This is a genomic window from Paenibacillus sp. JNUCC 35 (assembly GCF_058269095.1).
In genome coordinates this window covers 1764095-1788841 of record NZ_CM177771.1, presented here as the reverse complement: position 1 = coordinate 1788841, position 24747 = coordinate 1764095, and the positions used below count along the sequence as shown (strand labels likewise).

Genomic DNA, 24747 nt, shown 5'->3' with positions numbered 1-24747 from the left:
TTATTGCATGCTGTCCGTGTTGGCGGACAATCTTTTCATCTCTTCATCGGTAAAATTTTGGACCGATTTCTGTTTGGCGAATTTTTCACTGTTGAATTGCGCGGATTTGTTTCTCGGAATGGACAAGCTGTTCCATTCTTCTTTTTTGAGCAGTTTGGCCGCGTAGACGATCTGCCCGACGTGGTAAGGATAGTGGGCCAACTGCCGGTTAATAGCTTCGATCACGGTATGGCCTTCGTTGCGGATATAAATAATCTGCTCCAGTTGACCCGGACTCAAGGAATCCAACGCATGGAATAAGCAGTTCCAGCCTTCGTTCCACTTGTCCAGAAGCTGCTCTTTGTCCGAAAGGCTGTGCCCGAATTCGGCGTCGCGGTCGCGCCAGTCTTTTTCCCCGTCCGTCGTAAGAAAATCGGTCCAGCGGGAAAGCATATTCCCGCCCAGATGAGCCACTATCGTTGCAATGCTGTTCGTGTCTTCGTTGTAAGCCGTAAACAACTGCTCCGGCTCCAGCTGGTCCATCGCTTTCTCCCCGAGTGTTTTGTAGTAGAGAAATTGTTTGCGCACACTTTCCAGATAAGTCTGATTCGCACTCATTTCGGTCACCCCGGTTATTTATTTTTTTTCGACGCGGCCCAGAAAGCCAGCACGACCAGCGGAATCACGATGATCCACGGAATCGTAACCGTCCCTCCGGCAAACAAAGCGAAAACCATAAGAACCACTATACCCAAAATAATATACAGGCAACCTCTGCCGAATGTCTCCATCGTATCGCCGGCCTCCTTGGTCTCCCTCTGCCGGTTCCTTGGAAGGTGCTGACGCCCATGCTGCTCTATTCCTTATAGAGGGTCTTGTTTAGAATGTCCCGGACAAAACCGGTTTTCCTCTCACAGTAAGTATCTCTATCATAGCGGAATTCGGCCGCCAAATCTTCCTTAAGCCGCTGATACCGCTCCCGTGCCGCAGGATGGGCACGCAAATAATCGCGAAAAGCGATATGCTCCAGATAGCCGCGCCCGTCCTTGGGACATACGTAGAGATGATAAGCCATAAAGCCGTCCTCGTACGTCCGTTTGAACGCTTCCCGGCCCTCCACGCCCAGATTGCCCTCATGCCGGAAGCCCGCTTTCCCCAGACGCTCCGCAATGGCGGGAAACACTCCGTAGCTGTCCATGACGACATCAATGTCAATGACCGGTTTGGCTCCCAAGCCTTCCACCGACGTACTGCCGACATGTTCAATGGCGAGAACGAGGTCGCCGATATGCTGTTCGAGTTCGGCTCGTATGCTCTCGAAAGCGGTTCTCCACGCCGGATCATAAGGAACTATCCGGACTTCTTTCGTTTTATTCAACACGGGGACGATCCCTCCTTCATGTATTTTATGCCGCTGACCGTCCGCATATTTGACGCAAGCCCTCAGCCCAGATAAAGTCCCCGGCCTATAAAATTAGCCGAGACGGGCTTCAGACCCATTTCTCTTGCCCAAACGCTCATTTGGCCCATATGATGAATTTCATGTGCGTCAAGATGCCGGAGCACCTCGCCTTTCTTAAACGTGCGGTTCATCCAGGAGGGTGTGACCGGCATCTCTTCCTGGTCCCCTGTCCATGCGTCCAGAAATTCTCGGATTTCCGGCCTCCATGTCCCGGACAAATCCCTTAACTTCGGGATGCTGGTATAGGATTCACAGGACACCGGAACATCCGGTCGTCCCTTCAAAGCCATTATCCAGCTGTATTCGACGTCCAGGATGTGAAAAAGTGTCTCTATAATCGAGCCGTATCCCGCCGGGGGTGTCAAAACCAGCTTGCCGTCCGGTAACGTTTCAAGAAGATCGAACCATTCCTCCCGGACCTGCCAATTGTATCGGAATAATAAAATCAAGGTCTATCGCCCCTATAACTCGTATCTGTTCCTTCAGCTTGTCAGAAGGTTCCTTTTACTTGCTCACCCACGCGTCGACAAGATCGGTCCGGGTCACCATTTCCGCCGTTCTCAGAAAAAACCAGAGAAACCCCGCGTAAAAACCGACCAGCGGATAGCGGAAAGACGCCGGCTTGTTGCCTTCGAAATAAAAGTGTCCGGTCCAGGCTAACGCATAATGAAAGACGGCAAGCGCCAAGGTAAGCCGGATGTCGATCCACAGAAAGATCCAGGCCAGAAATGCGGCCAGGAACGCGAAATAATGCAGCGTCCGGTTTACCGGATTCCGGTGTTCTTCCAAATATCTTTGCATATCCCGTCTGATGCGCCCCAAGTTCATCCCGCGTCTGTCCCTCCCGTTCCCTGACGATCTCCGCTGCTTCTGCGCCCTGTCTTTCTACTTTAACATTTAACGGTCCCGTCAGGGTATATTTTCCTTCCCCGCCTGTCCGCCCCCGCGAATAACGGCAAAAGAAAAATCCGCAGCGGGTGCGGATTTCCATAAAAGATTGGCCGGAAAAGAATTCGATCAAAGCAGGTTATTCAATCAAAGCCGCCGCGTCGCGCGACACCCACACTTTATTTTTGATCAGCAGGGTCGGCGTACTCAGCTTTATCGTCTTGCCTCCGGTCAAGGCCATGTTTTTGTCCACCGGGAGCTTAATCGTCTTCGTTCCTTTCGTCACCACGACGACCGGGTTTTCCTTATCCGATTTGTCTACGGTCACTTTGGCTCCCTTGGCCTCCAGGTCACTTGCCGGAAGGAACAGCTTGTTTTCCAGCGCGGGCAGGTCCAGTCCCAGGATCAGTTGAAGGTATTTTCCGACATCCGTGTTCTCGACCACGCCGCTTCCGGCATAATCCGTAGGGAAAAAATCGTTCGGGTGATAGGCGAACAGTCCGACCTCTTCCGAGGTATGATCTCCCGTGGAGAACGAAACGCCCGCCCGCTGGCCCAGTATGCCGCCGATAACCGGAGAGAGATTGTCTTTCAGCCCTTTCTTGACGGCTTCCTCTTCTTCCTTCGTCAGATCGGAAAGCCCGTATTCCTCCTCGAGCACCTTCTTGTAGTTGGACTCGTTAATTCTGCCTTCCAGCCCGTAACTCGTATGTTTGGCTTTCGTAAAGATAGGCTGAAGATCCTTCATCGTGTCATAGTTGGTCATATTGACTCCGCCCGTGGCATGATCGGATACCGAAATAACGGCGGTGTTTCCGTCTTTTTTGGCAAAATCAATCGCCGCTTTCAGGGCACGGTCAAAAGCCTGCGTCTCGGTAACGATGCCGACCGGGTCGTTGTCGTGTCCGAACCAGTCGATCTGGCTCGCTTCTACCATTAGGAAAAAGCCGTTTTCGTTCGAAGAAAGCTTGTTGGCCGCTATCGTCGTCATTTCCGCCAAGGTAGGCTGCTTCTGCGGGTCCAGGTCAAGATCGGCGTCAAGCGCCCCCTCGTTAAAAAGGCCCCAGATCTTGTTCGTCTGCGAACTGAGCAGATCAATTCGGTTCGTCGCATATTCGTAGCCGTTTGCTTTCAGTACTTTGGTGAGATCTTCCCCGTCCTTGCGGTTGATTTCTTTATCGCCCGGCACGAGATAACCCGATCCGCCTCCCAACACGAGATCCACGCCGCTGTATACCATCTGCTCCGCGATGGAATGAGCGTTGTCTCGGCTTTCCGCATGGCTGGCAAAGGCCGCCGGCGTAGCGTCCGTAAGCTCGCACGTGAACACAAGTCCCGTGCCCTTGCCCTTCAGGCGGGCTGCTTCCAGGAGAGTCGGCAGAGGCTTGGCCGCTTCCTGTTCGCGGGGCTTGTCGATGAACGGCATCGTGACCTTATCCGGCGAGATCGATACCGTCTCGCTCTTCACTTTATGACCGGTGGCGTAAGCCGACGCGCCCGCAGCCGAGTCCGTCGTCAGCGAATCCGACGCGTACGTCCGGACGAGCCCTTTGAAATAAGCGTCCATTTCCAAAGGCTTGCCGCCCTGGACCCATCTCGTCAAATTCACGTCCGACAAGCTCATACCGTCCGTAATAAACAAAATCACGTTTTTGACTTCTTTCTTCTCCGCCGGCAAAACACGGCCTGACTGCGCATGTCCCGTACTGGTCCCCAGACTGCCGCACACCAAAGCCGAAGTCAACAGCATACCGAACATCTTTTTAACCATTATTTGCCTCCTAAACCGTTATGTAGAAATATTCACTTCCTCATTATAAAGGAATATCGTTCTGTTTTCTGCACATATCTTCCAATAGGTTAAAAAAACCACCTTATTTTGCTGTTCTTTTTTTGTTCAATTTTTTGTTTTTTTATGTGATTTGGGCCGAAAGGGTTAAAAAGAAGCCGGAGGACACGCTAAACTGAATAGGACACCCACGGAGCGAGGAGGAGTTCATTTGAAAAACGTCTGTTATGACTGTGGTTCTCTGCATATCAGCCGCAAGGAGCTCGCTTACACGAGTATGCCGTCGCGTCACACCCACGATGCTTTCGAAATTATGTATCTCGTATCCGGTCAATTGTATTATTTTATCGGGGACAAAACGTATCAGGTCGTAGGCGGCGTACTTCTGTTCATTAACGCCAATATGCCGCATCAGTTAGTCAACGCGGGCGAGGCCGTCTTCGAGCGCGTTACGCTGCTGTTCAAAGAGGAGTTTCTGCACGATTTTTTCCGTCTGAAAGACGGCGGGGAACTTCTGTCCTTTTTCTCCGCGGACTTCCATGCCGTTAACCTTTCCGGATATGAGCAGACCTTTACGGAGGAGCTTTTTCATAAAATGCTCCACGAAGGCGTTCGCAAGCAGATCGGGTTCGAGCAGTATCAGAAAGTGCTGCTGATGGAGCTGCTGCTGTTTATGAACCGCAAGGTGCGCGAAGCGGACCGGGAGCAGGCAGGGAGCGGCGCATCGCCCACCCACAAAAAAATTTACGCCCTCGTGGAGTACATAAACAGCCGCTTTTACGAGCGGCTTACGTTGGAAGATCTGTCCCAAACGTTCGAAATCAGCCCTTCCCATCTCAGCCGCACCTTTAAAGAAGTGACCGGCTATACCGCAATCGAATACATCAACACCGTCCGGATCAAAAAAGCGTGCGCCCTGCTCAGGGAAACAAGCTGGAAAGTGCTCGAAATCTGCGAGCGCGTCGGCTTTGACAGCCTGACTCATTTCGGCCGCACCTTTAAGCAGATGACGGGCTGCTCGCCCGTCCGTTACCGCCGCAGGCAGCCGTGAGCGGCGAGGCGGCCGCCGGGTGCGGTGCGGACGCAAATAATCCGCCGGGATTGCGGCGGATTGGGGACGTCACGGGGCGGGCCGCTGGCGGACGAACGAGCGGACGGGCCGCAAAGCGGCTAGGACGGAGCGCCCGGGCGGACGGCAAAATAATCCGCCGGACTCCGGCGGATTGGAAGGCGGCGCCGTTTGGCGCCGGGGCGGGCCGCTGGCGGCGGGGGCGGCGGTCCGCAGCGCCAAGGCTTCGCGTCAATCACCTAGAGATTGACGCTCTTCATGCTCGCTTCCGGGTACCTGGCGCCGGAAGCCGCTCCCTTAGGCGCCGCCTCGTCGATGCGGGCGGCTTCTTCCGCGTTCAGGCCGACGGCGAGGGCCTGAACGTTCTCCTCCAGATACACGGCTCGCTTCGTGCCGGGGATCGGGACAATGTCTTCGCCCTGCGCCAGCAGCCAGGCCAGCGTCAACTGGGAAGGACGGCAGCCCTTCTCGCGGGCGATTTCCTCGATCCGCTTCACGAGATCGAGATTTCTCCGGAAGTTCTCGCCCTGGAAGCGGGGCGAGTAGCGGCGGTAATCGTCCTCCGCCAAATCTTCAAACGTCCGGATTTGTCCCGTGAGAAACCCTCTTCCGAGAGGACTGTACGGGACGAATCCGATGCCGAGCTCGCGGACGACCGGCAGGATCTCGTCCTCCACGTCCCGGCTCCACAGCGAGTATTCCGTCTGCAGAGCCGTGACGGGATGAACCGCGTGAGCGCGGCGGATCGTTGCGGGAGCGGCCTCGGACAGGCCGATGTAGCGGACCTTGCCGGCACGGACCAGCTCGGCCATGGCGCCGACCGTCTCTTCTATCGGGGTACCGGGGTCTACTCGGTGCTGATAGTAGAGGTCGATGTAGTCGGTGCCGAGCCGGCGCAGGCTCGCGTCGCAGGCTTCCCGGACATATTCCGGGCGGCCGCTAACGCCGAGGAAAGCCCCGTCCGGACTGCGCATATTGCCGAATTTGGTGGCGATGACCGCCTCACTGCGGCGGCCCTTCAGAGCTTGTCCGAGCAGCTCCTCGTTTCGGCCTACCCCGTACATGTCGGCCGTATCCAGAAACGTCACGCCAAGTTCGAGCGCGCGGTGAATCGTGCGAACGGATTCGGCTTCGTCCCGTCCGCTGTAAAAATCCGACATGCCCATACATCCCAAACCGATTGCGGACACTGTCAGTCCGCCGCTTCCAAGCTTTCTCTGATCCATCCTAAATTCCGCCTCTCCCGTTTTTCCTGAAATCATGTCAGTGATTCAAAAAGGGCTGGATTTCCGCCTTGCCGGCGTGCAGATTATAGAACGAATCCAGCCGCAGGTCCTTGACCAGATACAGGAGGAGGTCATCGTCCACGCGGACCATCTCTCCGGCGGCCGCCTCCCGGTTGCCCGACATGAGGCCGTTGCCGTCCGGGACGTACCCTCTCCTGCAGTAAATTCTCTGCGCCGCCCCGTAGTCTTTGTAAAGTCCGACTCCCAGCCCGATCCGGTGAAAATCTTCGCTTGCCAGCGCCTCGAACTGCTCCAGCAGTTTGGTTCCGATTCCGCTCCGGCGGTAGTCGGGAAAAACATTCAAATCATTGATTTCGGGAATCCGCCGGTCCCGGAAATACGCATACTCCGATTCCACCTTCAAATGGCCGCAGCCGACCAGCGTCTCTTCCACGAAAGCGAGCAGGGTGACACGGGTACCCAGCACATTTTCATGAAGGCACTGATCGTAGTAGGCGGCCTCCCGGTGCAGCCCGTGCTTGCGGAAAGCCTGCATCCAGACCACCTTAAGCTCCTCGCTGTCGAGCGGCTTGACTAAAATATTCATGCCCCCACCCTTTCTGTATCCATTGCTGCTGTCCTCTTTTATTCCAGATGCTTCGTACAGTTGTATAATCCGCAAGTCCAGTCCCGGTCATCCAGAACTAAAGTCGTGACCGATGTGTTCGTTAAATGTCCGTCGTACTCGGACTCGGAATCGGGCAGCAAATGTTTCAGCATCGTCCGGATAAAGGAACCGTGGCTGACGATCAGTATCCTTTTCCCTTTGTGCCTGATCAAAACTTCGTCCAGAAAAGAGCGGCCCCGGGTTATGACGCTTTCCGGCTTTTCTATGCCCAAATCAAGTTCTCTCCAGCCCGCACCCCACTTCGCGATACGTTCCTGTTCGGTTGTCCCCTCGATTTCTCCCCCGCCCGCTTCCCGGATTCTTTCGTCGCTCCACACCGGAATCCCGGCCCGGCCGCCGATTCTGTCCGCCGTCTGTTTTGCGCGGAGCAAATGGCTCGAATACACATAGTCCCACTTCTCCGACCCGATCCGTTCCGCCAGCTTTTCCGCATCGGCCAGCCCGTCTTCATCGAGCGGAATATCCGAGCTTCCCTGCGCTCTTCCTTCTTTGTTCCAATGTGTGCTCCCGTGCCTTATAAATCCGATTGTCGTCATGTGTACCGCTTCCCTTCATGGTTTAAAAAACTATCCTTCCCGGACCAGCCATGTCTTCGCAACTTCGGGATCGCTGAAAAACGAGACAGGGCGTTTTAAAGGCGGATCGAGCCTGTTCAGCCTTTTCTTTAATTTGAGCTTGCTTCCGAAAGAACAGCCCACGAGGGTCAGCTTGTAAATATGCGCGTTAAGACGGCCGATATGGTCGACAAAAGCCGCGATAACGTCATCGCTCAGCCGCGTTTCGTAGAAATCGACCCAAATTCTCAATTCCTGGCTTCTCTGCCCGATAAAATGTTCTTCCTCCAGCATCAGCCTTAACAGTCCCGCTTCATCTTGGAAGAAGCTCCCGTACTTTAAGCAGTGAATCTCGCCCCCTTTATAGTAATAAGGAAAAAGGGAACCTCCCGGCGATTTGATACTGTACATTCCGCTGCCTCCTTCTGTTCGTCGTAATAAGCGGCTCATCCCGCGCTCCCGGCCTTTACCTTCCATGCGGCTTGCTTGGAATAAAAAAGACGAAAAAACCTGCCTTGTCTTAGGTTTAGTCGTCTGGTCTTTGCCCGGAAGCCTCTTCAGTCGTGTGATGCAGTAAACTTGCCGTGGATAAGCTTATACGGTACTCAGGTATCTCTCTTGAATAAGTTGGATGTGATGCCGCTCGTGTCCGGCTATGATCGCAGCGAGCGCTCTGGCGGATATGAGGCCGTTATTGGCCGTTCCCGTCCGGAGCCAGGCTTCCTCCGTAATGCCGCGCAGTAAAGTCAGCGTGGAGCAGCGGACGGCGGAGTAATCCTTGAGAATGTCGGACAGGCCGCTTGCCGCAAAAGACGCCCCGGCCATATACTCATTCTCGTCATAACCCGGAAGCGGCGTCCGGTCCCCTCTCGCGATGCAGAGCATGCGGTAGGCCATGATCCGTTCCGTATCGGCCACGTGGCCCAATACTTCCTTGATGCTCCACTTGCCCGGAGCGTACTTGCGGTCCCCTGTTTCTTCCGTAAGGGACTGCATCAATTCGGTCGTGGTTTGAAGCTGTTCGACTAGAATTTCGGCAAGATTGCCCTCCTGAACCAGCTTAACGTAAGTTTCGTAGTGCGCCGGATATTCCCCAAGCGGCGGTTTTGTAAGCATGGACTCACTCCTTTTTGAACTTCGGCCCGGTCAAATGTTTGACAAATCGGTAGCCGTTCACTTCATAACCCGATTCCTTGTAAAAGGAATGGGCTTTATCCCGTTTAACGCCCGAAACAAGCCAGCTCCCCTTGCACTCATGGCGAATTGCCAACTGTTCGGCATAATTCATGAGAATCCGGCCGATTCCTCTGCCTCTTTCCTCTTCGTCGACGACAATCACCGAAATTTCCCCGTAGCGGGACACCTCTTCCAGATTCTCGCGGATTCTGAATCCAAGCGCTGCCCGTACCCGGCTGTTTTGCTCATATACGTACAAAGAATCGAAGGGACTGATCGCCACAAACTCCAGACGGTTTGCCATATCCGCTCCGGTGACTTCCCGGCCGCTCAGCTGCGACATAAGCCCGCTCAACGCAAGGCAGTCCCGCTCTTCCGCTTCCCTGATGATGTATGCCATGCTGCCCTCCCTCTACAATCCGCCGTCTTCAAAAATCCATTTCTCTCCGAATCCCATCCCGTTCCCTGCGGGAGACTGGTTATGGATGTCATTCATAGTGTTGACTCCCCGGTACCAAGCAGTCCAAGTTAAATCATTTTTTAAGTAAGTGACCCGGTAAAGTTTATTGTATTTACCCGCCTCAGCGGCGAACGGAGTTTTGTCGGAATCGTCCACGCTAATTTCCCGGATTTCCTGAACTTCTCCCCCGCGTGCCGTAATAACTGTTTTTATTTCCTGTCTGAGAACTTGATCCATTAGGGCTACCATACCGAAAAAAACAGGCGTGTTTATGAGGAAGATTCCTATAATAATGCCTACAAACACAGCTTGTTTCTTACGGAACACCATAGCGAGAACCAGTCCGGTAACAAGCACGAGTACAAAAACGATTGTCAAAGCTGTCAACATCCGGCCCCTTCGCTCCTTTTCACAACATCAAGTCCGGACGCATACGGCTGAGGTCCGCGCAGAGATGCAGGGGTTGTTAGCTTTCTGCCGTGCACCTGTACTAGGATCGTACGCAAATCTCCGGCATTTGTTTCGCTCCCGCCTGTAATTCCGCAAAACGGCCCGGTGGAGCAGCTCTCCCTTCTATTGCCCGGTGGACCGGATGGCCGATCCTTCTCCGAAGCCATGCGGTTCAGCGTCTCGTATATTTTGCGCAGATAGGCCGTAATCGTGATCAGACTCATCAGAATAAACCCGAGCATAACGAACGTGACGACTTCCCCGGTAAAAAAAGAGATGACGGCCAGCACGACAACAAGCACGGTATTGATCACGTTGTTCGTCAAGCTGCCAACTCCTTTCCGTTGTATGCTTCTTCCATTTCAATCTGCGTTTCACTTCCAAACCCGATCTAATTTGTCGGCATAGAAAAGAATGGCTTTTTTATATGAAGCGATTCCTTCGTCCCCGCTCGTTTCGCCCAACTGCCGGAGCATAAGCTCCATGGCCTGCGCGTGTTCCCCCAGGTTATACAGCGTCATCGCGTAAAAAACCTGAAATTCCCGGGCTTCCGGGTATTCCCGGATTGCCTGACGAAAGCATGTCCGGGCCGATTCGTACTCGCCCAGCGTCCGGTAAGTGCTGCCGAGACCGAGCCAGGCGCCCCGTCTCTCCTCGTCCGCGAGGCCAAGCTCCAGCGCCTTCGCATAAAAAGGCGCGGCTTCCTTTTCCAGTCCCATGGCGTCATGAATCCAGGCGCACTGGTACCAATTGGATGGAACGAGCGGCTCTTCCCGGACAAGATCCAGCAGCAAAGTCTGTGCTTCCGCATGCCGCCCCGCTTCTCTCAGCCGGATGGCTTCTTCCAGCTTAGTCATGGTCCTCTTCCTCCCGGTTGTGGTTTGAACAAGCCGGCTATTTAAGCCGGGGCCGGATGCTTTTATCGAAAACGCGTTGGGTTTTGACCGGCTCGAATCCCATCTGCTCGTAAAACGAAACCGTATCCTGCCGGTTTACGTTCATCCTTACACGCAGCCGGCCGAGTGCGGCGGAGCTTGTCCATTCCCCGCATCGTTTTACGAGTGCCCGCCCGATTCCCTGCCCCCTGAATTTCCGGTCCACGATTAATCCCGCGATTTCGGCGAAGGGCTCGGATTCCAGCAAACAGCGGGCATGGGCGTGAATCCAGCCGATGACCTCTCCACCGTATTCCGCCGTGAGGATGACGTGATCGGGCAGAGCCAGGATGTGTCCGAGCCTCTCCGCAAGCCGGTTTTCGCCGGCGGGATAGCCAAGCTGAGCGGACAGCCGGGCCATTCCGGGAGCATCGGAGACAACCGCTTGTCTGTAGACAACGTCCCCACTGTCGGTTACAAAAGCATCATGTTCGGTCATGTAGGTGTCTCCTAGATCAGCTTGTAATAAAAGATCGTCGTGTGCAGGCTCCCGTCGGACGATTTGGCGAAATGCGGGATGCGGCCCGCCTCCACATACCCGAATGACTTGTACAGTTTGTTGGACGCGTCTCCTTCACGGGTATCCAGCACCAGAAGCGACCTTCCCTCCTCCGCCGCCGTTTTCTCCAAAGCCTGCATCAGCATATGAGCGACGCCCTTTCTGCGGTATTCGGGATGAACCATCAGCTTGACGACTTCCGCCCGGTGCGCGGCATTTCTTTTCATCGCCAAGTGAAGCTGGACAGTCCCGACAATTTTGCCGTCGCATACGGCGTTCCAGGCCAATACGCCGGGTTCTATCACTTTTTTCCAGTAAGTGTTCGCGTCATCCCAGCTCAACGGCGGCAAAAATCCGATCGAAGCTCCATCCTCCACTACCCGCATCAGCAGCTCGGTCAAATCGTTCAGAACGCCCGCATCCATCGATTCGAGCTCATGAATCGTCACTCCATGTGTCATAGTCGTGAACCTCCTTGCGGCCTTCGGCCGTATATTTTGGCGTGATGCATGCGTATTTCCGTTCCTTCTACAAAGTATAAAAAAGGCTACGGTCCTCAAGAAAAGGAACGCAGTAATTTTTGCAAAAAGCAGGCATCCTCTCTTTCATCCACGGATGCTTGTCGGGATTATGTAAGTGAAACGAATAAAAACCGAAAATCGACAGAAGCATAAACCCCTCCAACAGATCGAGCCGCTCCGTAACGGCGCCGGGCCGGACAAGCGAGTACCCCTCCAGCACGGAATCCCTCAACTCCGTTTTCATGGTGAGCACGCAGCCCGCCAGATCATATCCGTAATACCCGTGCCCGAACAGACAGAAATCAATAAGTGAAAAACCCTGCTCCGTCACGATCAGATTGCCTTTATTGATATCGGCGTGAATCAGTCCCCAAGAACTCCCGGACCGGCTGTGCCGTTCAAGCTTGTCCGCTATGCGCGTAAACGTCCGTCCGACGATTTCTAGGTCCTCTTCCCTGAAAAGGTCCATGGACAGCCCCGACCGGATTCGTGCAAGCATCTCCTCATTCTGTTCCACACCCGCGTAGCGGGGTCTCCTCAATTCGGCAGCCCCGGCGTATGTTTGCGAAAATCGGTGCATCGTACCAAGCTGCCGGCCGAGACTGCTAACCATCTCCCGCGAAAATGACTCTCCATGCCCGACATCCCGGCCTTCGATCCATTCGAGGAGGGTACAAAAGATGCCGGATTGGGTTCCGGATTCCGCATCAAGGTTCACAGACGTTACCCACTCGCCCGCGTGGCTTGCGACCGGTTTCTGCACTCGCATTCCCGTAGCGGCGCCAAGATCCGCCAGCCACTGCATTTCCGCATGCAGCCCTTCCCGGGAATGCTGCAGTCCGTGCAGCTTGTCCGTAACCGGTTTATGTATCCGGAGCAGGTACGATTGCCCCGTGGTGCCGTCCGTTACCCGGTAGGTCATGTTTTCGTTGTGCCGGATAAACCGTACGGACGGTTCACGGACCGGGTAAGCGGCCAGAATAGCGGACAGCGGGACCTTTTCATTCATGAATGTTCTCCCTTTCCGTCGGTTCTTCTGTATGTCCCTCCCATATATACCTTATATACCTTCGATGTGTACATTCGCCTTCCTCTTTCCGGGTCATAAAAAAGAGGATATCCGAACCGGTAAAAGTTCGCATATCCTTCCTAATGGTACCTACCGTCTGAGCGACCCGCTTAGTTTTAGAAACAAGTGAACGAGCTGATCCGCCGCAGATCGATTCCGAAAAAGATCCAACTGAACCCCGTCCACCGGAAGCCGGACACCGAAGTGCGGCCGACAAAAGTCGGGAAATACCAGAACCGCGTGCCGTCGTTCAACCAGATGAACGTATTGCGGAACAGACAGCCGACGATGCCGCCCGGGTCAACCGCAAAGGGAGACACCTGCGGCTCGAACTGCGGTGGGGGCGCCGTCGGCGCCTGCTGGCCGGGGCTGCCTCCCGGGAATCCCGGAGGCCCCGGAGGCGGAGGCATGCCCGGTCCCTGTTGTCCCGGAAACGGGAAGAACGGCCCTTGGCCCGGTCCGCCTCCCGGTGACGGAAAGAACGGCCCCATCGTGCCGAACGATCTCACGCCGCCTTGAGTCCCCTGACTTCCTTGCGGCTGTATAAACGATCCTTGAGGGAAGAAAAATCCCATGCTGCATTCACTCCTCTTCCTTAAGTAGGCTCCTATACTGTATGCCGGGACGAATGCCGGGGACTGGGCGGAAGCGGATTAAAATTTACGGAGACCGATCTGCCTGCAGGTCCATAACATTCAGGCAGGCGTATACCGTGTTTCCGAACGTCCGTATGTCATCCAGATAGCTATAGCCGCCGGGATTCGGTCCTGTCTGGTTATACATCCTGACCGCGACGGCTTCCTTCTCGGGAATAACGAGACAGGCGCAGCCCGTACTTCCGAGAGATTGATAAGAACCGGCAGGAAGCTCGTGCCCCAATTCCGTCAAGGGTCGCGGCCGGTCCTGCACGAACCAGAAAAATCCGTTTCGCGGCAGAGAATCCCCGAGCCCTTCCGGACTGATGATTTCGGCGGTCTGCTCCCATACCGGACGAGGGATCAGTTGCATCCCGTTCCACCACCCCCGGGACAGATGCAACTGTCCCCATAAGGCGAGCTCTCTGGCGCTGACGAACAAGTTTATGTCTGTGCCTTCTTCGCTTGAATAAGCTTCATTCAGCCAAACGAGCCCGTCCGTTTTGTGTTTGCGCCAGCCCGTTTCCGTGAATCCGCCAGGACGGAATACCTTTTCGTTCAATAGCTGTGCAAGAGGCTTTCCGAACACTTCTCCGATCATGCGGATCAGCAGATTGACGCCCACATTGTTGTAAGCCCAGTCCGCTCCGGGAGGAAATATCCGCTTTTGCGGACTCGCAAGACCGTGCGTATGGGTGAGCAGATGCCGGATCGTCGTGCCCGCCAGCAAGGCGCCGTCCGGATCGGCCGTATAGTCCGAAACAAGATCATCCAGGCTGCCGATCCGTCCCTCGTATATGGCCAGAGAGACGGCGAAGCCCAGATAGGTTTTTCTTACTGAAGCGACGTTAAATCGGGAATCCGCCCCGACCGGACGACTGCCTGGAGAGAAGCCGTGTGTGCCCGAGTACCATTCGTTAACGACGGTTCCGCGATGCAGTACATAGACGGCGGCGGCCGTTGCCGCAATCTTTTCCTGCACGCCGAGCACATATTGATTCAGCGGAGAAAATGCATCGCTACAATGAAGTTCAAGACTCTGTTCGTTATCCACGGTTCATCTCCTTCCCAGACTTTTCAGCCTCTTACTTGATTGATGCTCTGATCATATAACAAAACGATTGCAGCAACTAGGAACATTGTGGTTATTTAACAGTAAATTCTTATATAAGGTGCTGTCTCACCGTCGTAAATTCATCATACAAAGTGTTAAAAAAGCCTCTCCACGTTGAGAGTCTTTTTAGTTTGACTTGAAGTTTAAAACCCGTTTATGTTTTGTTTAAATTTACTATTTTGTATTGTTTTGGTAATTTATTCTCCTTATACTAAACTCGTAATCTAAATTCCTATTAGGAGGTTTTACCATGAAAAAGAAACTGCTCTCTTCGTTCTTCGCTCTCTGCCTCACTACCACCAGTGCTGCTTCATTCGCATTCGCTTTGCCTGCAAAAGATTCTGACACATTTAGGAACTATCAGCCTAACCAGTATGCGGTAAGCAAAATTATTTCTGGACGAGATGCTTACGGCAAAGTAGGTGTATTACTGTGGGAAGGCAACACCGGGGTACATGGCACCGTTTGGGAGAGATGCGGAAAACCAGACTGGTTTGAAAAGAAAACTCTTTATCACGGTGTCACACTTCCAAATTCAGATGGCGAAGCTTCCATCTATATGAATTCCACTTGTGAATATAAATTAACATTAGACGCCGGCAATAATACCGGCCAAGGTTTTATCCGGAATTATTAATATCCTATAGGAGGTTTTTTTATGAGAAAAGTATTTCGTATCTACGGACTTACTGCATTGATCTTAATTATGACTGCAACCACTGCATATGCAGCCAACCAAGAAAGTACCGCTTACGCCACGAGCGGAGGAAATGACGCCAAATCCTCGTATATTAACGGTCAAGGTCAATTTGGCAGAATAAAATTTAATTCATCCGGCGGCGGCTATGGCTTCTATGAAAAAACTTGTTCAGGAACGGGGACTACATATGGCCCTGCTCTCTATATCCCGGCTGACGGAGGTTCAGTTAATGAACTTGTGGCCATGCCGTCCAACTGCCAGTTCAAGTTACACATTACAAGCGGAAAGTATTTTCCGGTATCCGGCACCATTCAAAACTACGAGTAATACACACGCGGGCGCTCTTCCATTAGGAAGAGCGCTCAGAATGCCGTGAAAGTCTCGGCAGTCTATTTTTATACCCACCTGTACAAAAAGCGCAAAGAGACAATTGAGCGAAGCTTCTTTTCCATCCCTGCAACGGAAACCAAAACAAGCCGGTCCCGATACGGCGCCAGCTCGTTTGGTTTCTTTTAATTGCTTACTTAATGGGGGATTGGCCTTCATGGAAACCGGTTAAGTTTCTACGTAAATGGGCCTGCTATTTCTTTTTGTGGTAATGATACCCGCTGCATAACCCTTTTTGTTTAGATTTCGCGGAGCAGTTGTGGCCCCCGTTTTTATCTAATCTTCCGGGATGCGCGTAAGCCGAAGCGGATGTAGCCATAACGACCACAATAGCGACGATAAAAATAACGGTTTTTTTCAATGTTCTCACCTTAAGTACACCCTATTTGCAGGGCTTAATGGAATTCTATCCCATTCTAAACCAGTTTCAAAAATCAGGATACGATTTGGCCCCACAATTTATCAATTCTTTAGAAATTTTACCGCCCCGGCGGTCAATTTTTCTTGCCCGAGCCGAATGCGATGACGTAACGGGAATGCCCCCTCTCTTTTTAACGTGCTTTAACCTTACAATACTATTTGATAAGACGAGCATTTACCCAATCGGCATGGTCACTATTTATACCATCTCCACCATCCGTTACTTTAAGTTTTAGCTCGTTCTTTCCGGAAAGATTAACGTTTACCTCTTTTGGCTCTATGTTATTATGCATTTTACCACTAGAGAATACAATTTGATTGTCTACAACAACTTGGAACTCCACAGAACCTACAGTACCTACCTCATTATCTACCCCAACTAGCGCGGCAAAGGATGTGTACTTCCCATCCAGTTTGTAGACAATTTCACTGTTAGCATGTGTGCCCAAACCTTTTGTATAGGTCTTGTTACTTAACGTAAGTGTTTTTCCCTCAACACTACGATCTTTTTGGATTGTTCCCCAGCCTGTTGTGGCAGAAATCCAATCCATATCGCTGAGATACGTTGTAACAGGTGGTATTGGATCGGTTTCAAAGATTTTAATCTCACTTGCAGATGCAAAACCATTTGTTCCACCACCTTGAGGTACTTCAAGTCGAACATATTTAGCAAGCGTAGGTGTGAAAGTTGCTATCTTTTCTGTGTTGTCCTTTGCCCAAGTGCCTGCTGCAATCTCAGTGAATGTTACCCCATCAAGACTAGTCAGGATTCTATACTTTGTAATAATACCATTTTCTTCGCTTTGACGTGGTAAATATGTCAGCTTGTTGAAAGTTAGCGGATTTGCATATTTTGCTGTAATATTGTAAGGAAATTGATTTTGCTTATTCCATTCACTGTGCCAGATACTACTTGTATCTCCATCAAATGCATTTACTGCGGCATTATTAGCACTTGAAATCTCTTGGCTATTTGTTGTTACCCCAATGATACCTTTTACCTTATCCATTCCATCAGTCGGTTTAATGATGTTATAATCTGACCCAAACCAAATTGGTGCAGTTAGAAGAGGTAAACTTAATGAATTAATCTTGTTTCGTGTTTCATCTGTTGTAGACAAACCCCATTTATCAAAGAAAGGCGTCAAGTTATAGTGAGCTACTTTTGAAGTGTTTAGAATAAATGCCTGTTTTTTCTGATCATCAGTAGTTGGCAGATCGGTTTTTGCCATCTCACGATATAATCGATGTAACTCTGGGTAGAAGTTATCCCCAAAAGCAAGATTAAGTTGCCACAACATTTCTAGTTTTGAATTAGAGTCTTTAAAATTCTTGGTTGGCTGCTCTACAAACGAGAAAGCAGCTAAGTACTCGCCTTGTGACCTTGCAGGCTCAGTAGGCTTAAGAACCTTCTTAGCAGCTAGAGAATATAGATTTACTGTCACCTCAGACATCTCATCCCAAGTCCAAGGTCCTTGTTGTCTCAAATGACCTGCCTCATGATACTGCCCCCAACCCATTCTTGTAAGGTTTAAAGCATCCGCATTTGCTCCAGTACTTGTAGGCATAATCGCCCCATCCCAACATGCATACGCATACGCTCCTCCTGTGTATGTCGGTTGTTCAATAACGCCAATCAAATGCTTATCTAACCGATGTCTGGGATCAGGATCAGAATTAGATAGTCCAGAAATCTTATCCTGTGCTGCAATAAACTTATCATAAGTCTGTAAAACAGGAACTGGGTCTTGATTCAAGATATGGTCTTTAGCAGAAGCATATGTGAAGACTAAGAGAGCTTTTTCTGATTGAAGAACAACAGAAGGTGCATTAGGATAAGCACTCATCATTGCCTGCCAATCCTCTTTTGTATTCTTGCCTAATACAAAGTATGGAACAGGACTACCCCCACTCACTACATTTACATGAATACTACCTTCATTGTTGCTGTTATCAAAAGACAACAAACCGCCATTTGGTGAGGAAATTGTGTTTTTACCTGCTTTTAATGGATAGCTAATCGCCCACTCTTTATCATGACGATGTACCCCAATAACCGCTGTAATTGGTTTGTCACCTGAGACTTCAATCTCAATTTGTTCATTGGCTTTTGCATATAGACCTGTTGGCTGATATATTTTTCGAGCATCTGCATACCCCTTCGCTCTACGCTCTCGCTCGCCTTCCGCCCATATATCTCCAAGGGCTTTCACTTCAAAATTTCGCTGAACAACAAGATTACTTTGCTGTGTAATGGCTGCCTCTGAAGTTTGGGCTAGTACCCCAGATGGCGAGACAGCAACTACAACTGCTGTTACCGCCATTAGAGATAAAACCTGAAGTGACTTCTTAAGTTTTCTCATCAAATCCCTCCTAAAATAAATTAAATTTATGAATAGCTAGCATTTAAATGCCGGCATATCCATTTTGGTATGTATTAAATAAATTTCAGACTAATATGACATTATTGCATTCCACTTTTTATCATTTGTAAAATATCACCATTTATCTCTATTTCTTCAATACCATCTTTATTCTTCTTCTAAAAATAAAAAAACTCACAACATAAGCTGTGGGTTTCTTTCAGAGATACAAATGTTGGGCTCTCTTTATTTGTCCAAAACTCCTTAGAGGTAAGCGTCAAATAGGTGGGGGCTATTTGACGCTTACGCGGCGGCGAGCTGCGCAGCGAAGCTGCAGCTCGCAAAAGAGGATGAGCACCACGCATAAGGGGATATCCCTTTTACATGACTCATCCTTTCTAATAACGTCTTAATGTTACAGAGTAAGAACTTCCTTTTTTATCTTTTGATACCGCCTGCGGCTTCAAGTACGAGATGTGATCGCGCATAACGGTAGTCATCCACAACTGCGGAGCCTGCCTTTTTCAGTTGGTGACAGGGCTGTCTTCCGACGTTCCGTCTGAATTCACCAAAAATAAATGCACCTGCTTGTCGGCCGGGTTCACGTAAGAAATGGAGTAAAAGTACAGTTTATCACTCTTCCAGCCGATAAATAATCGGGCCCCGACCTTCTTGTTCTTCAAGCCTTCGAAATCAATGACATGATCCGGTTCGCCCTCGGGACGCTCGTATCCCGCCTCTTTGAAATAATCAACTTTCGAAAAAGAATCGCTGCCATTTTCAATATCTCCGTTGTCATTGGCATTTTCAAGCTTTTCTTTGAGTTGGGCCGCCACTTCTTCCCGAGACAAGCCGGGCTTCAGTTTCTCTTTGATCTCGGCAATTTTTTGCGCGATCTGCTTGTCTCTGTCCGACTCGCCGGATTGCGAAGGGGAAACAGGGACGTCTTTGCCGGGAACGGATGTGATCGCGATCGTTTTCGTATCCTTGTTCCACTGGACTTGTCCACCCATCGCCTCCACGACCGCTTTGGCCGGAACGTAGGAAGTCCCATCGATAATGACCGGGGCCAGCTCACTCCCTTCCCCGTTTTTCGGGGTCCAGGCTTCATTGTTGAGCGTAATCTTGATAGCAGGGTTCAGATAAGCTTCGATTTTCTCCACACCGCCTGAGGCATAACTGGTCGCTCCCAACACGACGGCTAAACCGCATGCACCCAGTAGGGTCATGTACTTCTTTTTCATCATTTTCTCTCCTTCTCCTTGGTTTTCTGAAATGAGTGACCCCTTCCTTAAAAACGGTACAGAAATAAGTGTAGCACAATAAACTGTTTATTTTTAACAAAATTGTAAATCCGAATGTGTAAAACGGGTCTTTAAACAGCGTGTTCTTAAACCTCCACCATTCCGATTCGCTGGTACGGGTAGTCGATCTGTTCCTTCACTTGGTCCGCAGCTTCCCGCCCGGCGAGCATTTCGACCACATAGAGACCTAAATCAATGGAAGCCGATACCCCTCCGCCCGTGACGACATGGCCGTCCTTGACGATTCTGGCCCACACCACTTCCTTGCAGTAGGGTTCCAGCAGCTCATAAGCTTTCGGATGCGTGGTTGCTTTCCGGTTCTCCAGAAACCCCGCCGCCCCGAGCAAAAGCGAACCCGTGCAGACCGAAACCACGTGCTTGACTTCCAGTCCCTGCCTCAGCCAATCCACGAACTCCGTTCGGAACCTGAGCTTTCTCGTCCCGAGACCGCCCGGAACAAACAGCAGATCATAGTCCGACAGGTCCGGTTTTATTTTGCCGGCGCGGATCGTCAAGCCTTGCTCGTCCTTTACCTCGGGCGCAAGCGCACAAATATCCCAGGTCGTTCCTTTCGTCTTATCGAATAGGCGGAGCCGGTTGACGACATCGTAGAAGCCGATAAAGTCCAGAAACGTGATTCCGTCAAACACGATAAATGCGATTTTCATTCCTATACCTCCTTATGGAAAAAATTCAGATTAATATATATAAAACAGAATTATTTCTTCCAAAAATCGTGCAGATGGCCCTGAAGCTCGCCACCTTTTACCGTTATGTATTCAAAGAAACTGACCCGGCGGACCTGGAAGGACGCACCCCGGATTCATCGAAAGCTGAGCCTTTTCAGGAAGCGGAAGAGGATGCCCGATCAGACGACGGACGGTCCGCAATATGCGCGAAAGTTTGGCCGATGTCCCTGATTAAAGAAGCCGAATCATAAATCGAAATTCCGATATTTCCGATTTCTTCCTTCCCCTTCTCGTATACGCCGGAAACGGCATCTTCCACCATGATCGCTTTAAAGTCGCGCTCGCTTGCCTCGTACATGCTCGTCCTGGGACAGTTCGGGAAATTACAGCCCGTAAAAATAAGGGTGTCGATGCCCCGCTCTTTCAGAAAATCTTCCAATTTCGTGTTGTAAAAAGCTCCCCAGCGGGGTTTGTATAGGACCCACTCCCGCTCACCGATCGCCTGGATCTCTCCGCCGAGCAGTGCCTCGAACCGCAGCTCCTCCGCATGGGGCGGTTTTATCGCATCCGCGAGATCCGCGCCCCAAGTCCCGGGCGCTGCGATAGCCGCTCCGCCCTCGATCATTTCTTTGCGGCATAGATCCGCATTGGAGCCGTCCCGCTCGTAAATCCGGATCACGTGGATAACCGGGATGCCATAGGCCCGGCATTGTTCGAGGAGGCGGCCCATAACGGGCAGCACCTCGCTCGTACCCGGAATTTCGGCGGGGGCGCCGGGCAGGCTGAAATCGTTCTGCGTATCGATCGTCAATAACGCGCATGTCGCTAAATTCGGCTGGATATACGTACTCATTCCTGCTCATCTCCCCGAACCCTTTTTCCACAATTATACATTCGATTCCGCCCTTCGTCTAATAAAAGGTCCGCTCTACGCTTACAGCTTTCTCATCAAGGCTTCCAGCGGCCCTCTGGTAAATTTGCGTCTCCAAAGAAGACTCGCCCCGACCGCAGCGGCAAAATAACCGATAGAATACGCGACGGAGAAAGGCAGGGAGCCGTTTTCCAGCACCCCCAGCGCCTCCAGAAGACCAAGGCCCGCAATGACGTGCAAAATATAGTGGCTCAGCGCCATTTGCCCCGTTCGGACAAGAGCGGTGAGCATACGCTGTCCGGGCGCTTTCTCCATCACGTAGATGCACGCAAAGATAACCAGCACGGCCGTGCTCGTCGCGGAAACCATATAGAGCAAATTGGGCGGCATAGGCTTTGTCTCAAAAAGATAGCGTGCTCCCTCTTCTCCAATCGCGGAAGAGCTCAGCTTCATCGCAAGCCGTGAGATCAGTTCGCTTACGGCGAACACGATCAGAGAGACGGTCACCCGCTTGATGCGCACAGACGGATCGGTAAGGTCCAGACGGCCGATCAGCATCCCCGTCACAAAAAAAGCAAACCACGGAAGCGCGGGATGGAACCCGTTAAAGAACAGATTCCGGATAAAGCCGCCGACCGTCCAAAAATCCGTGTAGGCATGAAAAGAGGCATCCCAGCCCGCCCCATAATCCAGCGCGAGCTGTGCGCCTTGACCCGCCAATACGGCGGTAACGGCCGCACCCGCAAGGAAGCGGTCAGATGAGCGGATCAGGAATGAAGCCGCAAACAAAAACAAGGCATAGTAGTGCAAAATATCCGCCGTCCATCCCAATGCCAGCAGAAACAGTCCGAGCGCAAGCAGGTACGCCGACCTTTTGCGGAGGACGAGTTTCTGCTTCGCCAGCTCGGACTCGTCACCCCGCCGGGCTCTGCGGGTCATGAGGGAAATGCCGATCCCCGCCAGCACGACAAATATCGCGGAGGCTCTCCCCTCGAACAAGCCGGCGAATCCGGCCAGCCACGAGGGCCCGCTTCCGTCCGCCATCATCGCGATCTTGTAGTTCACCACGATCATCCCGAAGATGGATAAAGCCCGGGCCAAGTCCAGCCCGGAAACTCGCGCTTCTTTTTTAACGACCATCATAATAAATTCCTCCAGCTTAATATTTTACCTACCGGTAAGTAAAATATTAACCGAAAAAAGACCGGTCTGCAACCGGACGTTTTTTAATGCGCAGCCTATTCTCTTATTCGAAGAAAATCAGTTTATTCCCGAAGGGGTCGGTTACCGTGCATTCTTTTGTTTTCCAGGGCGTCAGTTCGATCCCGGGCTTAGCGTAGGGATAATTTTTGCCGATCAGCACCTTCTGCAGATCTTCTACGCCGGAAACCGCAATCCGGAGCGCCGCTCCGGGGCTGCAATCTCCGTAATGTTCGCTGAGTTGAAGAACGATTTCATCCCGGGAAATCTGCATGTACAGAGGCATGCCGGGCTCGAAGCGATGTTCCCAATCCAGCGTGAACTCCAGAAACTCCACATAAAATTGTTTGGCTTTCTTTTCATCGAACATGCGCAAAATAGGGGTTATTCCCGTTAAGGTCATTTCGTTGACGCCTCCGTAAGTGTTATTCAGGACGTTCCGTAACCGTAAAAACGTTGATTTCCCGGTCGATCAAACTCAGAAATTGTCTGACCCCGGGATGATAGGCCGATGCGGATAAGCCCGAATTGACGTACAATTCCTCTCCCGTTCCGGAATCGTAAATTCTGAAGCCGCTCTCAGCGGATGTGCAGTACAAATAGTCATCATAATACAGATCGCCGAAGGCAATTTTAAAGGAAATCGACTCCTTCCCGTCACGGACATCCAGGATTCTTATAAGAAAATCCTCGGAAAGGGGCGTTTCTTCCTCTCCCGCCAACAGGTCGGGATCGTAACGCCCGATGATTCCGATTTTTGTTTTTCCAATCCAGCAAATAGGCTCGTTCCAGTCGTATTTGCCCCACCAAAGCGTCGTTTTGCTTTCCCCGTCCTCGGATTCCCAAACATTTTCCGTTAACCATTTCTTAACGTTCCACGCGGTAACGGAACCGGTAGGATGCCATATCCAGCCGTTATCCGCTATCCAGTCGCCCTCAGGCGATACGAGCAGCTGTCCATGAAAATAATCCAGAAGATGCTCCGCTTCACTAGAGCCGCCTTCATCGGTAACAGAATAAGGATCCGGTCTGGGGACTACAGATTCTCCGCTATGAATGTCCGTAATGTCCAGCCGGTTCCATTTTGTACCATGCACAAACAGGGTGCGATTGTTGTCTTCCAGAAAAACCGCGGGAAATATGGACTGTTCGAAATGATAGTCGTCTCTCTCGAACGGACGGAGGACCTTTTTTTGTGCTATATCCACAATTACTCCGCTTTTCCCATAAGTATTGACGACCGAAATGAATTCCTCTTGAACGGAAATCGCAAGTGTCACGCGTTCTTCGAAATTTATTTCCGGGCACTGGACGGAACAAATCCGTTCAATGGAATCCGATACGGTATCCAGCGTATAAAGATTCCCTTTTTCCGTGACAACGATGAATTTCATCGACTTTAACAAAGGTTTCGTATCAACTATACGTTCATCCAGCCGTAAACCGAGCTTCTTTATTTTGACTTCGAACACCTGTTATCCCACCCCCTTTCCCCGAATCAACTTACCCATGTCTTGATCATGGCGAAGTATTCCCTGATCATATTAATCGGTTTGAGATGCGCCGGTGACGGGCTCGAAAGGCCGTACGCTTCATAGCCTTCCCGTTTCGCCAGCAGCTTGGCCCGGTACATGTGATAGTCGCTTGTGACAATGAGAATCTTCGGATCGTGGATGCCCTTTTCTTTCAAAACGGCTTTGGTAAACCACAAATTTTCGCGGGTGCTTGTCGATCTGCTTTCGAGAAGAATCCGGTTTTCCGCGATTCCTTTCTTCACCAGGTAGTCCCTCATAGCCACCGCTTCCGGCACATTCTCGCCCGGTCCTTGACCGCCCGATACGACCACGGTGATGTCCTTCTTCCCGGAAACGTAAGCGAGCGCCGCATCCAGTCTCTGCTGAAGCGTGAGCGACACCTCGAATCCTTTCAGGCCTGATCCCAAAATAACGACGGTGTCCGCTCCCGAAGTTTCGGCTTCGTCGGCGCCCATTTGCGAGACCACGAACGATTCCACGACCGCAAAAGAAAGGACGATCAGCAGCGAGCCCGCCCACAGCGTTTTTCGCAGCCTCACACGCTTGCTAAAATCAATCCTCCTGATTATCAGGAGAAGGACGACTGCGGTGCAAAAAAGCATCATCCCGAACCGTCCTCTAAACAAAAAAGGAGAGCTCAAAAATGTCAGCACCAACAACACGTCCGCCACTTTCGCTTTCCTGATTCCAGACCATCTCTTCATGTCGCGGTTCTCCTTAATCTTCCCCGCCTATAACCGGCGATTTTCCGGACGAAATCTGTA

General features: G+C 51.5%; 32 protein-coding genes. 3 read left to right on the top strand and 29 right to left on the bottom strand.

All coding sequences use genetic code 11. The annotated features are described in order from the left end of the window. The 6 genes from AC2TF6_RS08195 to AC2TF6_RS08170 form a co-directional block, all read right to left on the bottom strand. Nucleotides 1-597 (bottom strand): DUF1572 family protein, encoded by a 597-nt coding sequence (locus AC2TF6_RS08195; protein ID WP_491310631.1) that lies wholly within the window; start codon nucleotides 595-597, stop codon nucleotides 1-3. Nucleotides 598-611: 14 nt separating this feature from the next. Next, a complete protein-coding gene (locus AC2TF6_RS08190; RefSeq protein WP_491310630.1) occupies nucleotides 612-770 on the bottom strand; it encodes a hypothetical protein in 159 nt (52 codons plus the stop codon). 65 nt (nucleotides 771-835) lie between these two features. After that, the gene (locus AC2TF6_RS08185) at nucleotides 836-1360 is read right to left on the bottom strand and encodes a GrpB family protein (RefSeq protein ID WP_491310629.1); all 525 of its coding nucleotides are present in this window, start codon (nucleotides 1358-1360) and stop codon (nucleotides 836-838) included. A 62-nt stretch (nucleotides 1361-1422) separates the two neighbouring features. Next, the gene (locus AC2TF6_RS08180) at nucleotides 1423-1890 is read right to left on the bottom strand and encodes a DinB family protein (protein ID WP_491310628.1); all 468 of its coding nucleotides are present in this window, start codon (nucleotides 1888-1890) and stop codon (nucleotides 1423-1425) included. A gap of 55 nt (nucleotides 1891-1945) precedes the next feature. Further along, the gene (locus AC2TF6_RS08175) at nucleotides 1946-2269 is read right to left on the bottom strand and encodes a DUF962 domain-containing protein (RefSeq protein WP_491310627.1); all 324 of its coding nucleotides are present in this window, start codon (nucleotides 2267-2269) and stop codon (nucleotides 1946-1948) included. Nucleotides 2270-2468: 199 nt separating this feature from the next. Continuing rightward, nucleotides 2469-4100 (bottom strand): alkaline phosphatase, encoded by a 1632-nt coding sequence (locus tag AC2TF6_RS08170; protein WP_491310626.1) that lies wholly within the window; start codon nucleotides 4098-4100, stop codon nucleotides 2469-2471. 229 nt (nucleotides 4101-4329) lie between these two features. Between AC2TF6_RS08170 and AC2TF6_RS08165 the strand changes: the two genes are divergently transcribed. Then, the gene (locus AC2TF6_RS08165; protein ID WP_491310625.1) at nucleotides 4330-5169 is read left to right on the top strand and encodes a helix-turn-helix domain-containing protein; all 840 of its coding nucleotides are present in this window, start codon (nucleotides 4330-4332) and stop codon (nucleotides 5167-5169) included. Between the two features lie 257 nt (nucleotides 5170-5426). Here AC2TF6_RS08165 and AC2TF6_RS08160 read toward each other — a convergent pair whose 3' ends face one another. From AC2TF6_RS08160 to AC2TF6_RS08095, 14 genes are all read right to left on the bottom strand, one after another. Beyond that, nucleotides 5427-6413, bottom strand: a complete 987-nt coding sequence (locus tag AC2TF6_RS08160; protein ID WP_491310624.1) for an aldo/keto reductase — start codon at nucleotides 6411-6413, stop codon at nucleotides 5427-5429. Nucleotides 6414-6450: 37 nt separating this feature from the next. Further along, nucleotides 6451-7020, bottom strand: a complete 570-nt coding sequence (locus AC2TF6_RS08155; protein ID WP_491310623.1) for a GNAT family N-acetyltransferase — start codon at nucleotides 7018-7020, stop codon at nucleotides 6451-6453. A 38-nt stretch (nucleotides 7021-7058) separates the two neighbouring features. Then, nucleotides 7059-7637: a histidine phosphatase family protein gene (locus AC2TF6_RS08150; protein WP_491310622.1), complete on the bottom strand. Its 579-nt coding sequence runs from the start codon at nucleotides 7635-7637 to the stop codon at nucleotides 7059-7061. A gap of 30 nt (nucleotides 7638-7667) precedes the next feature. Continuing rightward, complete coding sequence (locus AC2TF6_RS08145; protein ID WP_491310621.1) at nucleotides 7668-8066, bottom strand: hypothetical protein; 399 nt, start codon at nucleotides 8064-8066, stop codon at nucleotides 7668-7670. A 183-nt stretch (nucleotides 8067-8249) separates the two neighbouring features. Further along, nucleotides 8250-8771 carry a DinB family protein gene (locus AC2TF6_RS08140; RefSeq protein ID WP_491310620.1) on the bottom strand — a complete coding sequence of 174 codons (522 nt, stop codon included), beginning with the start codon at nucleotides 8769-8771 and terminating at the stop codon, nucleotides 8250-8252. Between the two features lie 4 nt (nucleotides 8772-8775). Beyond that, nucleotides 8776-9231 carry a GNAT family N-acetyltransferase gene (locus AC2TF6_RS08135; RefSeq protein WP_491310619.1) on the bottom strand — a complete coding sequence of 152 codons (456 nt, stop codon included), beginning with the start codon at nucleotides 9229-9231 and terminating at the stop codon, nucleotides 8776-8778. Between the two features lie 12 nt (nucleotides 9232-9243). Further along, a complete protein-coding gene (locus AC2TF6_RS08130) occupies nucleotides 9244-9681 on the bottom strand; it encodes a hypothetical protein (protein WP_491310618.1) in 438 nt (145 codons plus the stop codon). After that, nucleotides 9675-10067, bottom strand: a complete 393-nt coding sequence (locus AC2TF6_RS08125) for a hypothetical protein (RefSeq protein WP_491310617.1) — start codon at nucleotides 10065-10067, stop codon at nucleotides 9675-9677. Before AC2TF6_RS08125 ends, AC2TF6_RS08130 begins: the two co-directional genes overlap by 7 nt. A gap of 48 nt (nucleotides 10068-10115) precedes the next feature. Next, nucleotides 10116-10598, bottom strand: coding sequence for a tetratricopeptide repeat protein (locus AC2TF6_RS08120; RefSeq protein WP_317952767.1), 483 nt, complete (start codon nucleotides 10596-10598; stop codon nucleotides 10116-10118). A gap of 37 nt (nucleotides 10599-10635) precedes the next feature. After that, the gene (locus tag AC2TF6_RS08115; RefSeq protein ID WP_491310616.1) at nucleotides 10636-11115 is read right to left on the bottom strand and encodes a GNAT family N-acetyltransferase; all 480 of its coding nucleotides are present in this window, start codon (nucleotides 11113-11115) and stop codon (nucleotides 10636-10638) included. Between the two features lie 11 nt (nucleotides 11116-11126). Further along, nucleotides 11127-11636 (bottom strand): GNAT family N-acetyltransferase, encoded by a 510-nt coding sequence (locus tag AC2TF6_RS08110; protein ID WP_491310615.1) that lies wholly within the window; start codon nucleotides 11634-11636, stop codon nucleotides 11127-11129. 67 nt (nucleotides 11637-11703) lie between these two features. Next, a complete protein-coding gene (locus AC2TF6_RS08105) occupies nucleotides 11704-12705 on the bottom strand; it encodes a phosphotransferase enzyme family protein (RefSeq protein WP_491310614.1) in 1002 nt (333 codons plus the stop codon). A 176-nt stretch (nucleotides 12706-12881) separates the two neighbouring features. Continuing rightward, nucleotides 12882-13340 carry a transporter gene (locus AC2TF6_RS08100; protein ID WP_491310613.1) on the bottom strand — a complete coding sequence of 153 codons (459 nt, stop codon included), beginning with the start codon at nucleotides 13338-13340 and terminating at the stop codon, nucleotides 12882-12884. Nucleotides 13341-13425: 85 nt separating this feature from the next. Beyond that, nucleotides 13426-14454: a serine hydrolase domain-containing protein gene (locus AC2TF6_RS08095; RefSeq protein WP_491310612.1), complete on the bottom strand. Its 1029-nt coding sequence runs from the start codon at nucleotides 14452-14454 to the stop codon at nucleotides 13426-13428. Between the two features lie 310 nt (nucleotides 14455-14764). On the opposite strand from AC2TF6_RS08095, the gene AC2TF6_RS08090 reads away from it, so the two are divergent. Next, the gene (locus tag AC2TF6_RS08090) at nucleotides 14765-15151 is read left to right on the top strand and encodes a hypothetical protein (protein WP_491310611.1); all 387 of its coding nucleotides are present in this window, start codon (nucleotides 14765-14767) and stop codon (nucleotides 15149-15151) included. A 21-nt stretch (nucleotides 15152-15172) separates the two neighbouring features. Then, nucleotides 15173-15541, top strand: a complete 369-nt coding sequence (locus AC2TF6_RS08085) for a hypothetical protein (RefSeq protein ID WP_491310610.1) — start codon at nucleotides 15173-15175, stop codon at nucleotides 15539-15541. A gap of 253 nt (nucleotides 15542-15794) precedes the next feature. Here AC2TF6_RS08085 and AC2TF6_RS08080 read toward each other — a convergent pair whose 3' ends face one another. From AC2TF6_RS08080 to AC2TF6_RS08040, 9 genes are all read right to left on the bottom strand, one after another. Further along, a complete protein-coding gene (locus AC2TF6_RS08080; protein ID WP_231392012.1) occupies nucleotides 15795-15971 on the bottom strand; it encodes a YHYH domain-containing protein in 177 nt (58 codons plus the stop codon). A gap of 205 nt (nucleotides 15972-16176) precedes the next feature. Continuing rightward, on the bottom strand, nucleotides 16177-18384 hold the full coding sequence (locus AC2TF6_RS08075; protein WP_491310609.1) for an NPCBM/NEW2 domain-containing protein: 2208 nt from the start codon (nucleotides 18382-18384) through the stop codon (nucleotides 16177-16179). 524 nt (nucleotides 18385-18908) lie between these two features. Next, nucleotides 18909-19628, bottom strand: a complete 720-nt coding sequence (locus AC2TF6_RS08070) for a stalk domain-containing protein (protein ID WP_491310608.1) — start codon at nucleotides 19626-19628, stop codon at nucleotides 18909-18911. A gap of 146 nt (nucleotides 19629-19774) precedes the next feature. Next, nucleotides 19775-20356, bottom strand: coding sequence for a DJ-1/PfpI family protein (locus tag AC2TF6_RS08065; protein ID WP_491310607.1), 582 nt, complete (start codon nucleotides 20354-20356; stop codon nucleotides 19775-19777). Nucleotides 20357-20531: 175 nt separating this feature from the next. After that, entirely contained in the window at nucleotides 20532-21230 is a 699-nt protein-coding gene (locus AC2TF6_RS08060) for a cysteine hydrolase family protein (protein ID WP_491310606.1), read from the bottom strand. 81 nt (nucleotides 21231-21311) lie between these two features. Further along, nucleotides 21312-22391, bottom strand: coding sequence for a DUF418 domain-containing protein (locus tag AC2TF6_RS08055; RefSeq protein WP_491310605.1), 1080 nt, complete (start codon nucleotides 22389-22391; stop codon nucleotides 21312-21314). Between the two features lie 103 nt (nucleotides 22392-22494). Continuing rightward, the gene (locus AC2TF6_RS08050) at nucleotides 22495-22851 is read right to left on the bottom strand and encodes a glyoxalase superfamily protein (protein WP_491310604.1); all 357 of its coding nucleotides are present in this window, start codon (nucleotides 22849-22851) and stop codon (nucleotides 22495-22497) included. A 22-nt stretch (nucleotides 22852-22873) separates the two neighbouring features. Continuing rightward, the gene (locus tag AC2TF6_RS08045; protein WP_491310603.1) at nucleotides 22874-23920 is read right to left on the bottom strand and encodes a hypothetical protein; all 1047 of its coding nucleotides are present in this window, start codon (nucleotides 23918-23920) and stop codon (nucleotides 22874-22876) included. 26 nt (nucleotides 23921-23946) lie between these two features. After that, nucleotides 23947-24687 carry a YdcF family protein gene (locus AC2TF6_RS08040; protein ID WP_491310602.1) on the bottom strand — a complete coding sequence of 247 codons (741 nt, stop codon included), beginning with the start codon at nucleotides 24685-24687 and terminating at the stop codon, nucleotides 23947-23949. Nucleotides 24688-24747 lie beyond the last annotated feature (60 nt).

Excerpts from the sequence above, each read along its gene's own strand:
- AC2TF6_RS08195 (WP_491310631.1), bottom strand. The coding sequence starts at position 597 with ATGAGTGCGAATCAGACTTATCTGGAAAGTGTGCGCAAACAATTTCTC.
- AC2TF6_RS08190 (WP_491310630.1), bottom strand. The coding sequence starts at position 770 with ATGGAGACATTCGGCAGAGGTTGCCTGTATATTATTTTGGGTATAGTG.
- AC2TF6_RS08175 (WP_491310627.1), bottom strand. The coding sequence starts at position 2,269 with ATGAACTTGGGGCGCATCAGACGGGATATGCAAAGATATTTGGAAGAA.
- AC2TF6_RS08170 (WP_491310626.1), bottom strand. The coding sequence starts at position 4,100 with ATGGTTAAAAAGATGTTCGGTATGCTGTTGACTTCGGCTTTGGTGTGC.
- AC2TF6_RS08160 (WP_491310624.1), bottom strand. The coding sequence starts at position 6,413 with ATGGATCAGAGAAAGCTTGGAAGCGGCGGACTGACAGTGTCCGCAATC.
- AC2TF6_RS08155 (WP_491310623.1), bottom strand. The coding sequence starts at position 7,020 with ATGAATATTTTAGTCAAGCCGCTCGACAGCGAGGAGCTTAAGGTGGTC.
- AC2TF6_RS08150 (WP_491310622.1), bottom strand. The coding sequence starts at position 7,637 with ATGACGACAATCGGATTTATAAGGCACGGGAGCACACATTGGAACAAA.
- AC2TF6_RS08145 (WP_491310621.1), bottom strand. The coding sequence starts at position 8,066 with ATGTACAGTATCAAATCGCCGGGAGGTTCCCTTTTTCCTTATTACTAT.
- AC2TF6_RS08140 (WP_491310620.1), bottom strand. The coding sequence starts at position 8,771 with ATGCTTACAAAACCGCCGCTTGGGGAATATCCGGCGCACTACGAAACT.
- AC2TF6_RS08135 (WP_491310619.1), bottom strand. The coding sequence starts at position 9,231 with ATGGCATACATCATCAGGGAAGCGGAAGAGCGGGACTGCCTTGCGTTG.
- AC2TF6_RS08130 (WP_491310618.1), bottom strand. The coding sequence starts at position 9,681 with ATGTTGACAGCTTTGACAATCGTTTTTGTACTCGTGCTTGTTACCGGA.
- AC2TF6_RS08120 (WP_317952767.1), bottom strand. The coding sequence starts at position 10,598 with ATGACTAAGCTGGAAGAAGCCATCCGGCTGAGAGAAGCGGGGCGGCAT.
- AC2TF6_RS08115 (WP_491310616.1), bottom strand. The coding sequence starts at position 11,115 with ATGACCGAACATGATGCTTTTGTAACCGACAGTGGGGACGTTGTCTAC.
- AC2TF6_RS08110 (WP_491310615.1), bottom strand. The coding sequence starts at position 11,636 with ATGACACATGGAGTGACGATTCATGAGCTCGAATCGATGGATGCGGGC.
- AC2TF6_RS08105 (WP_491310614.1), bottom strand. The coding sequence starts at position 12,705 with ATGAATGAAAAGGTCCCGCTGTCCGCTATTCTGGCCGCTTACCCGGTC.
- AC2TF6_RS08100 (WP_491310613.1), bottom strand. The coding sequence starts at position 13,340 with ATGGGATTTTTCTTCCCTCAAGGATCGTTTATACAGCCGCAAGGAAGT.
- AC2TF6_RS08090 (WP_491310611.1), top strand. The coding sequence starts at position 14,765 with ATGAAAAAGAAACTGCTCTCTTCGTTCTTCGCTCTCTGCCTCACTACC.
- AC2TF6_RS08085 (WP_491310610.1), top strand. The coding sequence starts at position 15,173 with ATGAGAAAAGTATTTCGTATCTACGGACTTACTGCATTGATCTTAATT.
- AC2TF6_RS08075 (WP_491310609.1), bottom strand. The coding sequence starts at position 18,384 with ATGAGAAAACTTAAGAAGTCACTTCAGGTTTTATCTCTAATGGCGGTA.
- AC2TF6_RS08070 (WP_491310608.1), bottom strand. The coding sequence starts at position 19,628 with ATGAAAAAGAAGTACATGACCCTACTGGGTGCATGCGGTTTAGCCGTC.
- AC2TF6_RS08065 (WP_491310607.1), bottom strand. The coding sequence starts at position 20,356 with ATGAAAATCGCATTTATCGTGTTTGACGGAATCACGTTTCTGGACTTT.
- AC2TF6_RS08060 (WP_491310606.1), bottom strand. The coding sequence starts at position 21,230 with ATGAGTACGTATATCCAGCCGAATTTAGCGACATGCGCGTTATTGACG.
- AC2TF6_RS08055 (WP_491310605.1), bottom strand. The coding sequence starts at position 22,391 with ATGATGGTCGTTAAAAAAGAAGCGCGAGTTTCCGGGCTGGACTTGGCC.
- AC2TF6_RS08050 (WP_491310604.1), bottom strand. The coding sequence starts at position 22,851 with ATGACCTTAACGGGAATAACCCCTATTTTGCGCATGTTCGATGAAAAG.
- AC2TF6_RS08040 (WP_491310602.1), bottom strand. The coding sequence starts at position 24,687 with ATGAAGAGATGGTCTGGAATCAGGAAAGCGAAAGTGGCGGACGTGTTG.